Annotated in this window: 12 protein-coding genes; 8 read left to right on the forward strand and 4 right to left on the reverse strand. The window is 27.7% G+C overall.

Features of this window, described 5'->3' with window-relative positions:
- Positions 1-67 precede the first annotated feature (67 nt).
- Genes porZ through MPF13_RS03265 form a run of 3 tightly spaced genes read left to right on the forward strand, consistent with a single transcriptional unit; the run spans position 68 to position 5,609 of the window.
- A complete protein-coding gene (porZ, locus tag MPF13_RS03255; RefSeq protein ID WP_249980882.1) occupies positions 68-2,401 on the forward strand; it encodes a type IX secretion system anionic LPS delivery protein PorZ in 2,334 nt (777 codons plus the stop codon).
- The gene (gene recO / locus MPF13_RS03260; protein WP_249980883.1) at positions 2,401-3,123 is read left to right on the forward strand and encodes a DNA repair protein RecO; all 723 of its coding nucleotides are present in this window, start codon (positions 2,401-2,403) and stop codon (positions 3,121-3,123) included. Before porZ ends, recO begins: the two co-directional genes overlap by 1 nt.
- Positions 3,123-5,609 (forward strand): TonB-dependent receptor plug domain-containing protein, encoded by a 2,487-nt coding sequence (locus MPF13_RS03265; RefSeq protein WP_249980884.1) that lies wholly within the window; start codon positions 3,123-3,125, stop codon positions 5,607-5,609. The genes recO and MPF13_RS03265 overlap by 1 nt, the downstream gene beginning before the upstream one ends.
- Here the strand turns inward: MPF13_RS03265 and MPF13_RS03270 are convergent.
- From MPF13_RS03270 to MPF13_RS03285, 4 genes are read right to left on the reverse strand one after another with little or no spacing between them, the layout of a single operon-like run.
- Positions 5,606-5,956, reverse strand: a complete 351-nt coding sequence (locus tag MPF13_RS03270; RefSeq protein WP_249980885.1) for an SdpI family protein — start codon at positions 5,954-5,956, stop codon at positions 5,606-5,608. The two genes, MPF13_RS03265 and MPF13_RS03270, sit on opposite strands and share 4 nt — an antisense overlap.
- A gap of 2 nt (positions 5,957-5,958) precedes the next feature.
- Positions 5,959-6,825 carry an acyl-CoA thioesterase gene (locus MPF13_RS03275; protein ID WP_249980886.1) on the reverse strand — a complete coding sequence of 289 codons (867 nt, stop codon included), beginning with the start codon at positions 6,823-6,825 and terminating at the stop codon, positions 5,959-5,961.
- Entirely contained in the window at positions 6,812-7,996 is a 1,185-nt protein-coding gene (locus MPF13_RS03280; protein ID WP_249980887.1) for a GNAT family N-acetyltransferase, read from the reverse strand. Before MPF13_RS03280 ends, MPF13_RS03275 begins: the two co-directional genes overlap by 14 nt.
- A gap of 1 nt (position 7,997) precedes the next feature.
- The gene (locus MPF13_RS03285) at positions 7,998-8,891 is read right to left on the reverse strand and encodes a metallophosphoesterase family protein (RefSeq protein WP_249980888.1); all 894 of its coding nucleotides are present in this window, start codon (positions 8,889-8,891) and stop codon (positions 7,998-8,000) included.
- A gap of 123 nt (positions 8,892-9,014) precedes the next feature.
- On the opposite strand from MPF13_RS03285, the gene MPF13_RS03290 reads away from it, so the two are divergent.
- From MPF13_RS03290 to MPF13_RS03310, 5 genes are all read left to right on the forward strand, one after another.
- Entirely contained in the window at positions 9,015-9,479 is a 465-nt protein-coding gene (locus MPF13_RS03290; protein ID WP_249980889.1) for a MarR family winged helix-turn-helix transcriptional regulator, read from the forward strand.
- Between the two features lie 6 nt (positions 9,480-9,485).
- Complete coding sequence (locus tag MPF13_RS03295) at positions 9,486-10,601, forward strand: efflux RND transporter periplasmic adaptor subunit (protein WP_249980890.1); 1,116 nt, start codon at positions 9,486-9,488, stop codon at positions 10,599-10,601.
- A gap of 3 nt (positions 10,602-10,604) precedes the next feature.
- Complete coding sequence (locus MPF13_RS03300) at positions 10,605-13,805, forward strand: efflux RND transporter permease subunit (RefSeq protein ID WP_249980891.1); 3,201 nt, start codon at positions 10,605-10,607, stop codon at positions 13,803-13,805.
- Complete coding sequence (locus MPF13_RS03305) at positions 13,792-15,111, forward strand: TolC family protein (protein ID WP_249980892.1); 1,320 nt, start codon at positions 13,792-13,794, stop codon at positions 15,109-15,111. Before MPF13_RS03300 ends, MPF13_RS03305 begins: the two co-directional genes overlap by 14 nt.
- Before the next feature lie 307 nt (positions 15,112-15,418).
- The gene (locus tag MPF13_RS03310; protein WP_249980893.1) at positions 15,419-16,060 is read left to right on the forward strand and encodes a Crp/Fnr family transcriptional regulator; all 642 of its coding nucleotides are present in this window, start codon (positions 15,419-15,421) and stop codon (positions 16,058-16,060) included.
- Position 16,061 lies beyond the last annotated feature (1 nt).

Consider the following 16,061-nt stretch of genomic DNA (forward strand, 5'->3'; position numbering starts at 1 on the left):
ACTAATGTAAGGTGATTTATCGTTATTGTAACAATAAATAAATATCTTTGATATTCAAAATTAAATAATGAAGAAACTCTTTTTACTTTATATATTATTTTTTTCAACGTTTTTTTCAGCTCAAACAGACTATAGTAATTCTTGGGAAGATTTTTATTCTTACAATAATGTAAAAGATTTTATTAAAGTAGATGATGTTATTTATGCGTTGGCAGATAATGCTGTTTTTACTTATAATGTTGCATCTGGCGAAATAAATAAATTATCATCTGTTCAAGGTTTATCTGGCGAAACAACAACATCTATACATTATAGTGCTGCTTTTAAAAGATTGGTTATTGGTTACGAAAATGGTTTAATAGAGGTTGTAGATGAAGATGGATTTATTACAATCTCTTCAGATATTGTAAATTTTACTCAATCTGGAGAAAAAAGTATTAATCATATTAAAGAAAGTAACAATAAATTGTATTTATCAACTCCTTTTGGAATTGTTGTTTATGACATAGATAAATTAGAATTTGGCGATACTTTTTTTATAGGAAATGGTTCTAGCTCAGTAAAAATAAATCAAATTGAAGTTTTTAACGGACAAATTTATGCTGCAACAGAAACTGGAATTTTTTCTGCAGATATTACTAGTAATTTATTAATAGATTTTAATAATTGGACTCAAAATTTTTCAGGTAGAAATTTCACAAATATTGCTCTTTTTAATAATCAAATTTATTGTACAGAAGGAAATGCTTTACATAGTTTTGATGGTGTTACTTTAAGTTCTATTAGAAGTTTTTCACAACAAATTTTAGCAATAAAATCATCTCCCTCTAATTTATCTATAACATTAAAAACAGCTGCTATTGTTTTAGATGCTTCAATGAATCAAGTATATCAACTTTTGCCAAATGCAGATTTTAATTTTACTTTAAATAATTCATATTTCGAAAATAATGCGGTTTTTTTGGCTAGCAATGAATTCGGAATTTTAAATACAACATCAAGTCAACTAACTAGTTATACAGAAATTCATCCAGAAGGGCCACTATCTAATGATGTTTTTTCTTTAGCTTCGAGCAATAACAACCTTTGGGTGGTTTATGGGGGTTATGATGATGTTTATACACCAATTAACAATAAAAAAGGATTTAGTCATTTTAATGGAGAAAATTGGATAAATACTAAATACAATCCTGCTCTTCCTTTTTCAGATTTAAATCATGTTTCTATAGATCCTAATGCAGAAAACAGAGTGTTTATTAGCTCTTTTGGAGACACAAGAAGTGTAAATTCTGTTGCAACAGGAGGTTTGTTAGTTGTAGAAAATGATGAAATTAAAACCTTTTATAACCATTTAAATAGTCCTTTAGAAGATATTGTAGCAACCATTGCAGATAGAGTTACTATAAGGGTAAGTTCTTCTGCTTTTGATTCTCAAGGAAATTTATGGATTGCTAATATTGGTTTAGAAAACGAATTAAAAAAACTATCTTCTAGTGGACAATGGTCTAGTTTTGATATGAGATCAGTTGAAACTAATGTTGCATTTGGTTTAAGCGAAGTTGCAATAGACAGAAATAATAGTGTTTGGTATGGTTCTAGAGGAAATGGAGTGTATGTTTTTAACGAAAATGGAAACAGAAAAAAAGCATTAATTGCAACACCTAATTTAGGAAATTTACCAGATTTAAATGTTAGAACAGTTGCAATAGATGCAAATAATAGAGTATGGTTAGGTACAAAATCTGGTTTGGTTGTATACGCTAATGCTTCTGGAGTTTTTGATGATTCTACACCAAATGCCAATAATGTGGTTATAAATGGAAATGATGAAGGATTTGGAGAAAGACTTTTAGGAGACCAAACTGTAAACTCTATAGTTATTGATGGTGCAGAAAATAAATGGTTTGGTACAGATAATGGAGGTGTAATTTATACAAATCCTAATGGGCAAACAACATTGGCTAATTTTAGCAAGCAAAACTCTCCTTTACCTTCTAATAAAATTATAAAAATTGCAGTAGATAAAAGTACAGGTAAAGTATTTTTTGCAACTAATAAAGGTGTTGTTGCTTACAACAGTAAAGTAGCACCATTTGGAGATGTTTTAGGAGATGTGTATGCATATCCAAATCCTGTTTTAAAAAACCATGAAACTGTTACTATAGATGGTAGAAATGGAACACATTTACCAAAAGGTACAAATGTAAAAATTATTGATGTTGCTGGTAATTTAGTTTATGAAACAAATGTTGTAGAAGGTCAAGAATTACAAGGAGGAAAAGTTGTTTGGAACAAAAAAAACCTTGCAGGTACTAAAGTAGCTTCTGGTGTTTATATAGTTTTACTATCTAATGATGATGCTACAGAAACTGCTGTTACTAAAATAGCAATTGTAAACTAATGGCAATTATATCTACAAAAGCAATAGTTTTAAATTCTTTAAAATATAGTGATACAAGTTTAATTGTAAAGTGTTATACACAAGAAGAAGGTTTAAAATCGTATTTAATTAGAGGGATTTTAAATGCAAAAAAAGGGGGATTAAAAATAGCTTACTTTCAACCATTAACTCAATTAAATATAATTGCAAGCCACAGTAATAAAGGGTCTTTAAATTCTATAAAAGAAGTACAAGTTTCTAATCCTTATAAAACTATTTATAAAGACATTGTAAAACAATCTGTTGTTATGTTTTTGTCTGAAGTTTTATCTTTTTCAATTAAAGAAGAAGAAAAAAATAACGGCCTTTTTAATTATTTAGAAACAGGTTTAATTTGGTTAGATATACATGATAAAATTGCAAATTTTCATTTGTTGTTTTTGTTGAATTTAACCAGATTTTTAGGGTTTTATCCAGATTTGTCTGAGAAAGATAAACAAGGTTTCGATTTGTTAGAAGGTAATTTTTCTGATTATACTTCTCAAAAAAATGTTATATCAGGCAATAATTTTTATCAATTTAAAAAGCTGTTAGGCATAAATTTTGATGCAATAGAAGAGGTGTCTTTTAATAAAAACGAAAGACAAGTTGTTTTAAAAATTATAATTCGATATTTTGAACTACATTTGGACGGTTTTAAGAAACCAAAATCATTACAAATTTTAGAAACTGTTTTTAGTTAATGAAAAATATACTTTTCATATTCGTTTTTTTATTAAGCAGCATTACTTTTTCTCAAAAAGTAAAGATTTTAGATAAACAAACTGGTAAAATAGTTAAAAATGTTACCGTTTTTAATGATGCACTTACTATTAATTTATCTTCAAATAATAATGGTTTTGTAGAGGTTTCAGATTTTAAAGAAAATGAAACAATTGTATTTTCTCATATTTCATACGCTCTTTTTAAAGTTAAAAAATCACTTTTAAAAAGTAAAAATTATACTGTTTTTTTAACAAAACAATCAGAGCAACTAAATGAGGTTGTTTTATCTGTTTTTAAGAAAGCAGAAAAAACAGAAAGAATAGCAGAACAAATAGCAGTTATTTCTGCAAAAGATATACAAAAAGTATCGCCTCAAACATCTGCAGATTTATTGGCTACAATACCAGGAATTAAAGTGCAAAAATCTCAATTTGGTGGTGGTAGTCCTGTAATTCGTGGTATGGAATCTAATAGAGTTTTATTGGTGGTTGATGGAGTAAGAATGAACAACGCTATTTATAGAAAAGGACATTTACAAAACTCAATTAGTGTAGCACCAAATATGCTAGATAAAACTGAGGTTGTCTTTGGTCCATCATCTGTAGTATATGGTTCTGATGCTTTAGGAGGAGTAATTCATTATTACACAAAAACACCAAAATTATCAGAGAATAATGAAGTTAAAAGTCAATTATTTTCACGCTTTTCATCTGTAAATCAAGAAATAACTACCAATGTTTCTACAGAATTAAGTTTTAGTAATTGGGCTTCTTTTACTAGTATTTCTTACAGTGATTTTAACGATTTAAAATCGGGTTCTAACAGAAATCATGGGTTTGATAATTGGGGTAAAGTTTTTTACTATTCAGATAATTTAAATGGTAATTATACAGAGAATCCAACTAAAAACTCTAACCCATATTTATTAAGAAACACAGGATATAACCAAACTGATGTTTTACAAAAATTCTTTGTTCCCTTATCAAAAAACACAGATTTAAAAGTAAATTTACAGTACTCTACATCATCAGATATTCCTAGGTTTGATAGGTTAGCAGAGTTAAATGATGAAACAGATGTTTCAGATTTAAAGTTTGCAGAATGGTATTATGGTCCTCAAAATAGATTGTTAGTATCCTCTCAATTGCTAATTAATCCTAATAAAAGATGGTTAGAAGATGGTGTTATTACTGCAGCTTACCAAAATTTAAAAGAAAGTAGAATTCAGAGAAGATTTGGAAGTTTAGAACGTTCTTATAGAAAAGAAACTGTAAACGTTTTTAGTGTAAATGGAGATTTTTCTGTGTCTTTAACTAAAGATAAAAAGCGAGCTATTTCTTACGGATTTGAATTTGCTTATAATGATGTAGATTCTGATTCTTATGGAAAAACTTTAGATGTTTTAAATGATAAAATTATTGGTTTTACTAATGATTTTAAAGTCCAATCTCGTTATCCAGATGGAGGAAGCAGCTATACTAGTTCTGCAGTTTATATAGATTATAGGCAAGATATAAACAGTAAATCTACCTTAAATACGGGTGTGCGTTTTACAAATACTAATTTAAATGCAACTTGGATAGATCAATCTTTTATTCAATTATCAGATACAGACATTTCAACAAATAATTCTGCAATAACAGCAACTTTAGGGTATGTTTATAGACCGAGTAAAAATTGGCAAATAAACAGTGTTATTTCTTCTGGATTTAGATCTCCAAATATTGATGATGTTGGACGTGTAAGAGAAAAAAGTGGTAATGTTACCATACCAAATATTGATGTGAAACCAGAGTTTGCGTACAATGCAGAAATTGGAATTCAGAAGTATTTTAATGATAAAAAGTTTAGGTTAGGCACAAATATTTATTACACTTTATTAGACAATTACATTCAAAGAGATTACGTATATAACTCTAATGGAAGTGTTAAACAAGTAGCGTTTGATAGTGAATTTGGAAACGCAGTTTCAAATCAAAATAAAGGAACAGCTTATATTTTTGGATATACACTAAATTATTTAGGAAAACTATCTTCTACTTTTAATACTACTGGTTTTATTACTTATACAAAAGGTAGAACTTATGATACAGAAGAACCTATGTCTTCTATACCACCACTTTTTGGTCAATTTGAGTTAAATTACAAGAAAGATAAAATTGAATTAGGTGCAAATATTAGGTTTAATAGTAAAAAAGATATTGCAGATTTTAATTTTACAGAAGGTATAGATAATCATGATTTAACACCAATTGTAGATGCAAATGCTACAAATGATATAGATAAATATTATGGTTCTCCAAGTTGGATGACTATTGGTGTAAATGGAAGTTATCTTTTAAATGATAATTTATCAGTACAGGCAAGATTAAATAATGTTTTTGACGAACATTATATAGAGTTTGCTTCTGGTGTTTCTGCTCCAGGAAGAAATTTATCAGTTTCTGTTTTGGCTAATTTTTAATTCTTCTTTTTCTTTCCTTCTTCTGTAAAGTTATCATTTAGAGCTCTTTCTGTTTTAATGATACAAACAATTACAGACAAAAATACTAAAGCCATTGGTTGCCAAGTAAGTTCTTTTGCTACAAAATTAGCTAACAATAAACCTCCTAAAAAAGAAATACCAGAATAAATAATTAAGTTTTTGGTAAAAACAGTATTCCCAAAATCCCAAATTTTTTGGTTTAGCATGGTTTTATGAGTTCTATAACCATACCAGTTATTTATTTTTTTTGGAGGAATTTTCCAAAAGATTATACTCATTAAAAAAAGCAAACCATTAGTGGTTAAAATGTATATTATTGGGCTCATGTTTATTTCTTTTTAGGTCTTAATAATCCTTCTTGTGCAAAAGAAGCTATTAATTTTCCATCTCTTGTAAAAATATTTCCTTTAGCTAATCCTCTAGCTCCAAAAGCATTTGGAGACTCTGCAGAAAATAACATCCAATCATCAAAATCAAACTCTCTAAAAAACCACATAGAATGGTCTAAACTTGCAGTCATTGTGTTTCCAAAATTATACTCACTTGCATTAGGATTAAAAGCAGCATTTAATACATTGTAATCAGATATATAAGTTAGTATTTCTTGTTTTGTTCTAAAATCCATTTCTTGTTTTTCTCCTTTTAATCGAAACCAAACTTGTTCATTTGCAGGTAAATTTTCTGGTTGTAATGGATTAGGAATTCTTACAGGTTTAAATTCTATTGGTCTTTCTACACTTAAAAAAGCTTTCATAGATTTTGGTAAAAAAGGACCAAATTGTTCTAACATATCATCCCAACTAAATAATTCTTCTGGTTGTTTTATGTTTGAATCAAAATTTGTTTGATGCTCAAAACCTTCTTCTTTTTTATGAAAAGATGCTGCTAAAATAAAAATGGTTTTATCATCTTGACTAGCTGTAACTCTTCTTGTAGAAAAACTACCTCCATTTCTCATTTCTGCAACATTATAATTTATAGGTTTTGTTAAATCTCCAGCTTCTAAAAAATAAGAATGTAAAGAGTGTAATGTTCTGTTTTCTGGTATGGTTCTATAAGCTGCATTTACAGCCTGAGCCAAAACTTGGCCTCCAAAAACATGAGGACTACCAATAGTTACACTTTTTCCACTAAAGTTATTGTTACCTAAATCTTTTAAGTTTAAAAGTGCAATTAATTCCTTACTGTTTTTCATTATTTAAATTTTTAAACGGAAATTTCTGTTGAAATGGAGTAGGTTGTACTCGTTGTAAAAATAGTTTTAAAATTTTATTTGTAATAGTTTTTTTATGACGAAGATACATGGTTAAATTTTGTGGAACTGCACCAACAGAACTTTTTATTTCACTTGCAGTTCTTCCAAAATTAACGGTGTTTAATTTTTTGTGAATTGCAATTTCTATATAATCGTACAACATTCTTTGGTAAATAGCATATTCTCTATTTAGCTGATAATCAATACCTACAAAATGAGCGTCTAAAGAAGTATTGTTAATTACACCAGAAATAAAACCTACAATTTTATCTTTTAACCAATACGTTTTTAAAATATAATTATCTCCAAATTTATCTTTTAAATCTTTATAGGTATCTAAATTAAAGTTTCCTAAATTAAAATCTGCATTCAGTGTTACTTTTTCATATAAAGAAGTCATTTTAGGTAATATTTCATCCAAATTTTCTAGAGATACTTCTTTAATTTCTATAGACGAACTTAATTTAAAAGCTTTTTTTGCTTTTACTCTAAATTTTGTTTTCATAGAAGCCAAATAATCTTCAAAATTTAACCAATTTTCTTGTATTTGAAGTTTCATATTTGGTTCTACCAAAAAAGGATGATATCTGTAATTCTTTAATTCATCTGTTATATAAAGAGATTCTTTTGCAAAATCTTTTATTAAGAAAGCATCTATTTCTTTTTTTAATGTTTTATTAGAATTTACAAAGTGATTAATACTCTCTGCTAGCTCTTTTATAATTGCTTTTTTATCTTGATTTTTTTTGATAAAAACACCATGTTCTCCACTTACAAAAGTATTTCCACAAATTAAAAGTTGTAAAGGTTTTTTATCAGGAAAAACATGTAATTTTCTTCCAATATTTTTTAAAAATTCAAAATCATTTTTAATTGATTTTAAATGAAATTCAATCATTTTTAAACTAGCAAAAGCTGTAGGCTTGTTCATTTTATCAACTAAAACTATATAAGAAAAAGTAATTTTAGGATGATTGGCTTCAATAGATTTTAAAAACCCAGGATTAAAATAAATATTTTCTGTACATCCTAAATCTTCCCAAATTTGAGAAGAAATTTCATCTATAGAAGAGAAAAAAAGTGCGGTATTTGTATTTGTACAGCAAATCAAATTAATTCATATAATGTTTTAGGTTTTCTGGACCTTCTAAAATGGTTCTTTTAACTTGCATCATTCCGTTTTCGTTTGTTATTACATGCCATTTTATAAGCGTAATTTCATTGTTTTCAATTTCTATTCCTGTAATAGATCTTGGGTGTACACAGCTTCCATCATTAAAAAAAGGAATCTCATTTTTATCAGGAAAACGTGGTCTGTGTGTATGACCAGTAATCATCATTTGGTTGTTGTTTTCTTGAATCCATTTTTCTAATTTATGTTCTACTTTTATACGTTCTTTAAAATTTTGGGCAGGACTTGTTGGGTCTGAAAAACCTAAAATTTGTAATGGTTTCCATAAAATTTTTACTAAAAAACTACTTAGTTTCCAAAAAACATAATTAAACCAATCTGCTTGATGACCATGTAACAGAAAGATTTTTTTATTTGTAATTTCATCCTCTAATACAATTGCTTCAGAAAATGACACACCTATTAGTAGTTCTTTTTTGCTATCTGTTACAGAGTCGTAATAATAGTGTAAGTTCTTACTAATTATTTTAGGGTTTTTATATTTCATGTCATGATTACCCCAAATAAAGTGTAAACGCCCTTTATCATGAAATTTTTTAAGCCACATATAAATGTGCTTATTGGCTCTAAAAATTTTTGTAAAGTTTCTGTTTTCCCATAGTTCATCACCATCACCTAACTCTATATAAGTAAAATCTTTTTTATAATAATACTCTAAAGCATGCTTAAACATATTTCTGTTTCTAGCAAAATCATCTGCAAAACTATTGTCTCCTCTATGAGAATCGCTAAATAATACAAATTTAGAATTTGCATTAAAGCATATTCTTTTTGCATTCTTAAAAGCTCTAGAAATTCTGTAATTAGAAGACATTTTTATGTTTATTTAAAATATAAAGATGCATAAAAAATGTGAATTCATAAAATTATGATTTTTTTAAGAAAAATAAGTTAGTTGCATATGCAACTAACTGTGGTTTTTAACTACTTTTGTGCCGTGAAAAACGATACTTCTTTTATAGATTTTGAGAACTCAATAGGGCCTTGGTTAGGAAGAACTGTTAAGTTGATAGATTATGTTTTGCAAGAAGCATTTGCAATTAACAATATAGATTTAACTAAAGAACAAATGGTGGTTTTAAAAAAGCTACATGATAATGATGGGTTAAATCAAAATGAGCTTGCATTTTTAACATTAAGAAACAAATCTTCACTTACTAGGTTGCTTACTAAAATGGAAAATAAAAAATACATTTTAAGATTGCAAAGTGACAAAGATAAACGTGTAAAAAACATTTTTTTAACCTCTTTAGGTAAAGAAGTTTTTACTAAATCTAAACCTGTTATTAAAGAAATGCTTACTAAAATTGAAACCAGTATTTCAAATGAAGAAAAAGAATTTATGATAAACACGTTAAAGAAAATACAACGAAATTTTAATACTAAAATTGAATCATTTTAAATAATTATGAGAAATATAATACTAGCCATACTTGGAGTTTTAACAATAGTAGGTGCAATTTTTTTGGGAAAATATTTGATTGACAAGAATCAAAAACCTAAGCCAAAATTTAAGAAACAAATTAAAACAGTGTTTGTAGAAAATATTACAAATACTGAAATACCTATTATTTTATCTGCAAATGGAAATTTAGTAGCAAAAAACAAAATAGAATTATTTTCTGAAGTTTCTGGAGTATTAAAGCCTTCTAGAAAATTGTTTAAAACGGGTACAAATTATAAAAGAGGAGAAACATTATTAAGCATAAATAGCGATGAATTTACTGCTAGTTTACAATCGCAAAAAAGTAATTTAAATAACTTAATTACTGCTATTTTACCAGATTTAAGGTTAGATTATCCTTCAGAATTTAATAAATGGGAAAACTATTTAAAAGGTTTTGATATGAATAAATCAACACCAAAACTCCCAGAATTTTCAACAGATAAAGAAAAGTACTTTATTAGTGGTAGAGGTATTTTATCTGCATATTATAATGTAAAAAATTTAGAAGTCCGTTTGTCTAAACATCAAATTAGAGCTCCTTTTACAGGTATTTTAACAGATGCTTTAGTAAGTCCTGGTACTTTGGTTAGAGTTGGTCAAAAATTAGGAGAATTTATAGATCCTAGTGTTTATGAAATGGAAGTTTCTGTAAATTCTGAATTTGCAGATTTATTAAAAGTTGGCAATGCAGTTTCATTAACTAATTTAAGTAAAACTAAAAATTACACAGGTAAAGTTGTACGTGTAAATGGTAAAGTAGATCAAGTTTCTCAAACAATAAAAGCTTTTGTAGACGTTAAGCATCCAGACTTAAAAGAAGGAATGTTTTTAGAAGCAAATTTGGTAGCCAAATCAGAAAAAGAAGCAATTGAAATTTCTAGAAAATTATTGGTAGATAATACAGCTGTTTATACAGTAAAAAATGATAGTATTCTAAGTTTGGTAAATGTAGATCCTGTTTATTTTGGTTCAGAAAAAGTTGTTATAAAAGGATTAAAAAATAATGATAAAATTTTAACACAACCATTACCTGGTGCATTTGATGGTATGATTGTAAAAATTAATAAAAAGAAATAAGCTATGAAAAAAATCATTACTTATTTTATTAAGTATCCTGTTGCTGTAAATGTAATTATCATTGCATTTATAGTTTTTGGTTTGGTAGGCGCTTTAAGTATGAAATCGTCTTTTTTTCCATTAGTAGATTCTCAATTAATTAGAATTTCACTTGCTTATCCAGGAGCATCACCTACAGAAATGGAAGAAGGTGTTGTACTTAAAATTGAAGACAATTTAAAAGGAATAGTAGGTGTAGAAAGAGTAACATCTGTATCTAGAGAAAACTCTGCTACTGTTAGTGTAGAGGTAGAAAAAGGTAAAAATATTGATGTTGTTTTATCTGATGTAAAAAATGCAGTAGATAGAGTTCCTTCTTTTCCTTCTGGTATGGAACCTGCAGTAATTGCAAAAGTAGAAAGTGTTAGATCTACAATTAGTTTTACTGTAAGTGGAGAAAATGTTTCTTTAAAAGCATTAAAACAATATGCAAGAAAAGTAGAAAATGACATTAGAGGTATAGAAGGTATTTCTCAAGTAGCATTGTCAGGTTTTCCAGATGAAGAAATAGAAATTGCAGTAAGAGAAAATGATTTACGTGCTTATAATATGTCTTTTACAGAAGTTGCTACTGCTATTAGAAATTCTAACTTATTAATTACAGGAGGTAATATAAAAACAGCACAAGAAGATTATTTAATAAGAGCAAGTAATCGTTCTTATTATGGTATTGAAATGCAAAATTTAATTGTTAGAACAGATCCAAATGGAACTATAATAAGACTAAAAGATATAGCAACAGTTAAAGATGCATGGTCAGAAACACCAGACAGATTGTATTTTAACGGAAATTTAGCCATTAATGTAACTGTTAGTAATACTAATAATGAAGACTTAGTTTCATCTGCAGATAAAATTAAAGCGTACATTCATCAATTTAATCAAGAACAACAAAATGTTCAATTAAATGTTTCTAGTGATGCTTCTATTACATTAAATGGTAGAACAAAATTGTTAATAGAGAATGGTATAGTTGGTATTCTTTTAGTGCTATTTTTCTTAGCATTATTTTTAAATCTACGACTAGCAATTTGGGTTGCTTTTGGGTTGCCAATAGCATTTTTTGGAATGTTTATTTTTGCAGCTCAATTTAGTGTGACCATAAATGTACTATCTCTTTTTGGGATGATAATTGTTATTGGTATTTTGGTTGATGATGGTATTGTTATTGGTGAAAACATTTATCACCATTATTACGATTTAGGAAAAACAAAAATACAAGCTGCTATTGATGGAACTATGGAGGTTATACCACCAATTGTTTCTGCAATTTTAACAACTATCATAGCTTTTTCAACCTTCTTTTTTGTGGATGGAAGAATAGGTAGTTTTTTTGGTGAAGTATCTACAATAGTGCTATTAACCTTAAGTGTTTCTTTAATTGAAGCCTTAATTATTTTACCAGCACACATTGCACATTCTAAAGCTTTAGATAGAAAAAGAACAGAAAGTGGAGTAATAAAAAAGAAAAATGCGATAGATACTTTTTTTAATAAAGTAAATAAATTGGCAGATGTTGGTTTATGTAAATTAAGAGATGCCTATTATGTTCCATTTTTAAAGTTTTCTTTAAAGAATAAAATATTTGCTTTTTCTATACCTATAGCCATTTTAATTTTTAGCAAACTTGCTATGGATGCTGGTATAGTTCAGTCTTCTTTTTTCCCGAGAATTGCTAGTGATAGAGTTCAGATTACATTAAACATGCCTCAAGGTACAAATGAGCAAATTACAGATTCTATTATTTCTATGATAGAAGAAAAAGTATGGTTAACAAATGTAGATTTTTCAAAAAAGCAATCTGGTAACCAACAAGTTGTTCAAAATGTAATAAAAAGAGTAGGTCCAGGAAGTGCAAATGCTACATTAACTGTGAATCTTTTACCTGGAGAAGCAAGAGATTTTTCGTCACCAGAAATTACCAATTCTATAAGAGACAAGGTTGGTAAAGTTTATGGTGTAGAAAGCTTAATATTTGGTTCTGGAGGAAATTTTGGAGGAAGTCCTGTTGCAGTTTCTTTATTAGGTAATAATATTACAGAGTTAAAAGCCGCAAAAGAAGAACTAAAATCAGTGTTAGAAAACAACCAGCTTTTAAAAGATGTTACAGATAATGATCCTGCAGGAATTAAAGAAATTAAAATTCAATTAAAAGATAATGCGTATTTATTAGGATTGAACTTACAATCTGTTATGAATCAAATTAGATATGGATTCTTTGGTTTTCAGGCACAACGTTTTCAACGTGGACAAGATGAAATAAAAGTTTGGGTACGTTATGATAGAAAAGACAGATCGTCTATAAAAAATTTAGATGATATGCGAATTGTGGCTCCAAATGGTACTAGAATTCCATTTTCTGAAATAGCTAATTATACAATTGCAAGAGGAGATATTGCAATCAACCACTTAGAAGGTAAAAGAGAAATACAAGTTTCATCAGATTTAAAAGATAAAGAAACTAGTGCAACAGACATTTTAGAAGATATAAAGAAAAATGTAATGCCAGAAATAGTTTCTAAATACCCATCTGTTTCACCTTTATATGAAGGACAAAACAGAGAAGCTGCAAAAGTTCAAAATTCTGCAGGTAGAGTAGTTTGGGTAATTTTAGGATTAATATACATTGTTATTGCATTTACTTTCCGTTCTTACAGCCAACCAATATTATTAATTATTATGATACCTTTTAGTATGATTGGTGTTGTTTGGGGGCATTATTTTCACAATTTTCCAATTGGTATTCTTTCGTTTTTAGGTATCATAGCATTAATAGGAATTATGGTTAATGATGGCTTGGTTTTAATAGGGAAATTTAACAACTATTTAAAAGAAGGAATGAAATATGATGAAGCACTTGTTGCAGCAGGAAAATCTCGTTTTAGAGCTATTTTCTTAACATCATTAACAACCATTGCAGGTTTAGCACCTTTGTTATTAGAAAAAAGTAGGCAAGCACAATTTTTAATTCCAATGGCAATTTCTATTGCTTACGGAATTGCAATTGCAACTGTTTTAACATTAATTATGCTACCATTATTATTGTCGGTTTCTAACTCAATGAAAGTAGGAATTAAATGGTTAAAAACAGATAGAGAAGTAACAAAAGAAGAAGTAGAAAGAGCAATTATAGAATCTAAATTTGAAGAAAATGAAGATCATTAAAAATAAAATATATATAGTTGTTTTATTAGCAACTTTACAAGGGTTTTCGCAAGAAATATTAACAAAAAAGGAAGCTCTAAAAATTACTTTAGAAAATAATTTTGGAATTAAAATAGCCAATAATAATTTAGAAGTAGCTAAAAATAATACCAGTATTTATAACTCTGGATTTTTGCCAACAGCAGCAATATCATCGGGTGCAAACTATAATAATAGCAACCAAAATATTACTAGGCAAGATGGTACTTCTACAAGTATTGAAGGAGCAGTTACTAAATCTTATAATGCATCTTTAAGTTTAAATTATACAATTTTTGATGGTTTAGGTAGAAAATACAATTATCAACAATTAAAAGAAACGTATAATTTATCAGAATTACAAGCAAGAGAAACTATAGAAAACACCTATTTGCAGTTGTTTACTTCTTATTTTCAAATTGCAAGATTATCTGAAAATACAGATAATTTAAAAGAAGCTTTGTCTATTTCTAAACAAAGATTGCAACGTGCAAAATATCAATATGAATATGGGCAATCAACAAAATTAGAGTTGTTAAATGCAGAAGTAGATGTAAATAACGATAATATTGCTTTAATAAATGCAGAGCAATTATTAAGCAATGCAAAAAGAAATTTAAATGTAATCTTAGGGTCTAAAAAAGATGTAAATTATAATGTAGAAACTCAGGTAGAATTTATAAATATTATGAATTTTACAGACCTAGAACAAAAAACGTTAGCTAATAATTCAGTCTTAAAACAGAATGAAAAAAATATTGCTATTAGTGAGTTTAATATTAAAATAAACAAATCTAATTACATGCCATCTTTAGGGTTAAGTACTTCTTATGGATGGAATAAAAGTGAAAATCCGGCAACTTCATTCTTAGCAGGTTCAACCTCTACAGGTTTAAATGCTGGTTTAAGTTTATCTTGGAGTTTATTTGATGGAGGAAGTACAAAAACAAGAGTAGCAAATGCTAAAATTGCTTTAGACAACCAACAAATTTTATTAGAACAGCAAAAAGTTACAATTCAGAATACTTTAAAAAATACTTGGAATACTTATCAAAGTCAATTATTTATTATAAAAGCTAATGAGCAAAATGTATTAACAACGCAAAATAATTTTGAAAGAAGTAATGAGCGTTATAAGTTAGGTCAAATAACGTCTATAGAATTCAGGCAAGCTCAAATTAATTTAATAAATTCTAAAACAGCTTTAAATAATGCAAAATTTGATACAAAATTAATTGAATTGCAATTATTACAATTAAGTGGAGATATCTTAAATGTGAAATTTTAAAAACTGATTAATGTCATATATTAATTTTATGTTAGTTTTTAACTTTACATTCAAAATAATAATAGATGAGTTATTTAGCTTTACCTCAGGTTTCTTGGATTAACGGTACCATTATGATTGGTATATTTGCCTTAGTTGTTGTGGGCTTAGTTGTTGCAGTATTCCTATTAATGAATAACGACAAGAAACGAAAAGAGTAGATAGTGTATTAGTTTAGTAGATGAAATCCGAGTTTTAACTCGGATTTTTTATTTTAATTAACTTCTATTTTATTAAATTTATACCACCAACAAAAACACCTTTATAAATGTCAGAAATTGAAAATAAATTAACAACTAATTTTGGGTATCTTTTTGAAGAAGATTTAATTTCAGAAATTATAAAACTGGGTGTTCCTAAGAGTTTTAATGAAGATTCTACTATTATTGAGGTTGGAGATTACATAAAATCTATGCCATTATTAGTTTCTGGAGCCATTAAAATTCTTAGAGAAGATGAAAATGGAGAAGAACTAGTATTATATTATTTAGAAAAAGGAGATACTTGTGCCATGACTTTATCTTGTTGTATGGGACAAACTAAAAGTAAAATTAGAGCAGTAGCAGAAACTAATGTAGAATTAGTAATGTTGCCAAAAGAAAAAATGGCAGAATGGTTAGGTAAATATAATTCTTGGCAAGCTTATATTTTACAAACTTATCATCAAAGAATGGATGAGTTATTAGAAGCCTTAGATACTATTGCATTTCTTAAAATGGATGAGCGTTTATTTAAATACCTAAAAGATAAAGCCATGGTAACTCACAATGACCTTTTGAATGTTACTCATAAACAAATTTCTGAAGATTTACATACCTCTAGAGTTGTTATTTCTAGACTATTAAAAAAACTAGAAAACGAAAGTAAAATTCAACTTTTTAGAAACAGTATAAAAGTTTTAGAACTGTAAC

This window comes from Polaribacter sp. Z022, from assembly GCF_023555495.1.
In the GTDB taxonomy this organism is placed as follows: Bacteria; Bacteroidota; Bacteroidia; order Flavobacteriales; family Flavobacteriaceae; genus Polaribacter.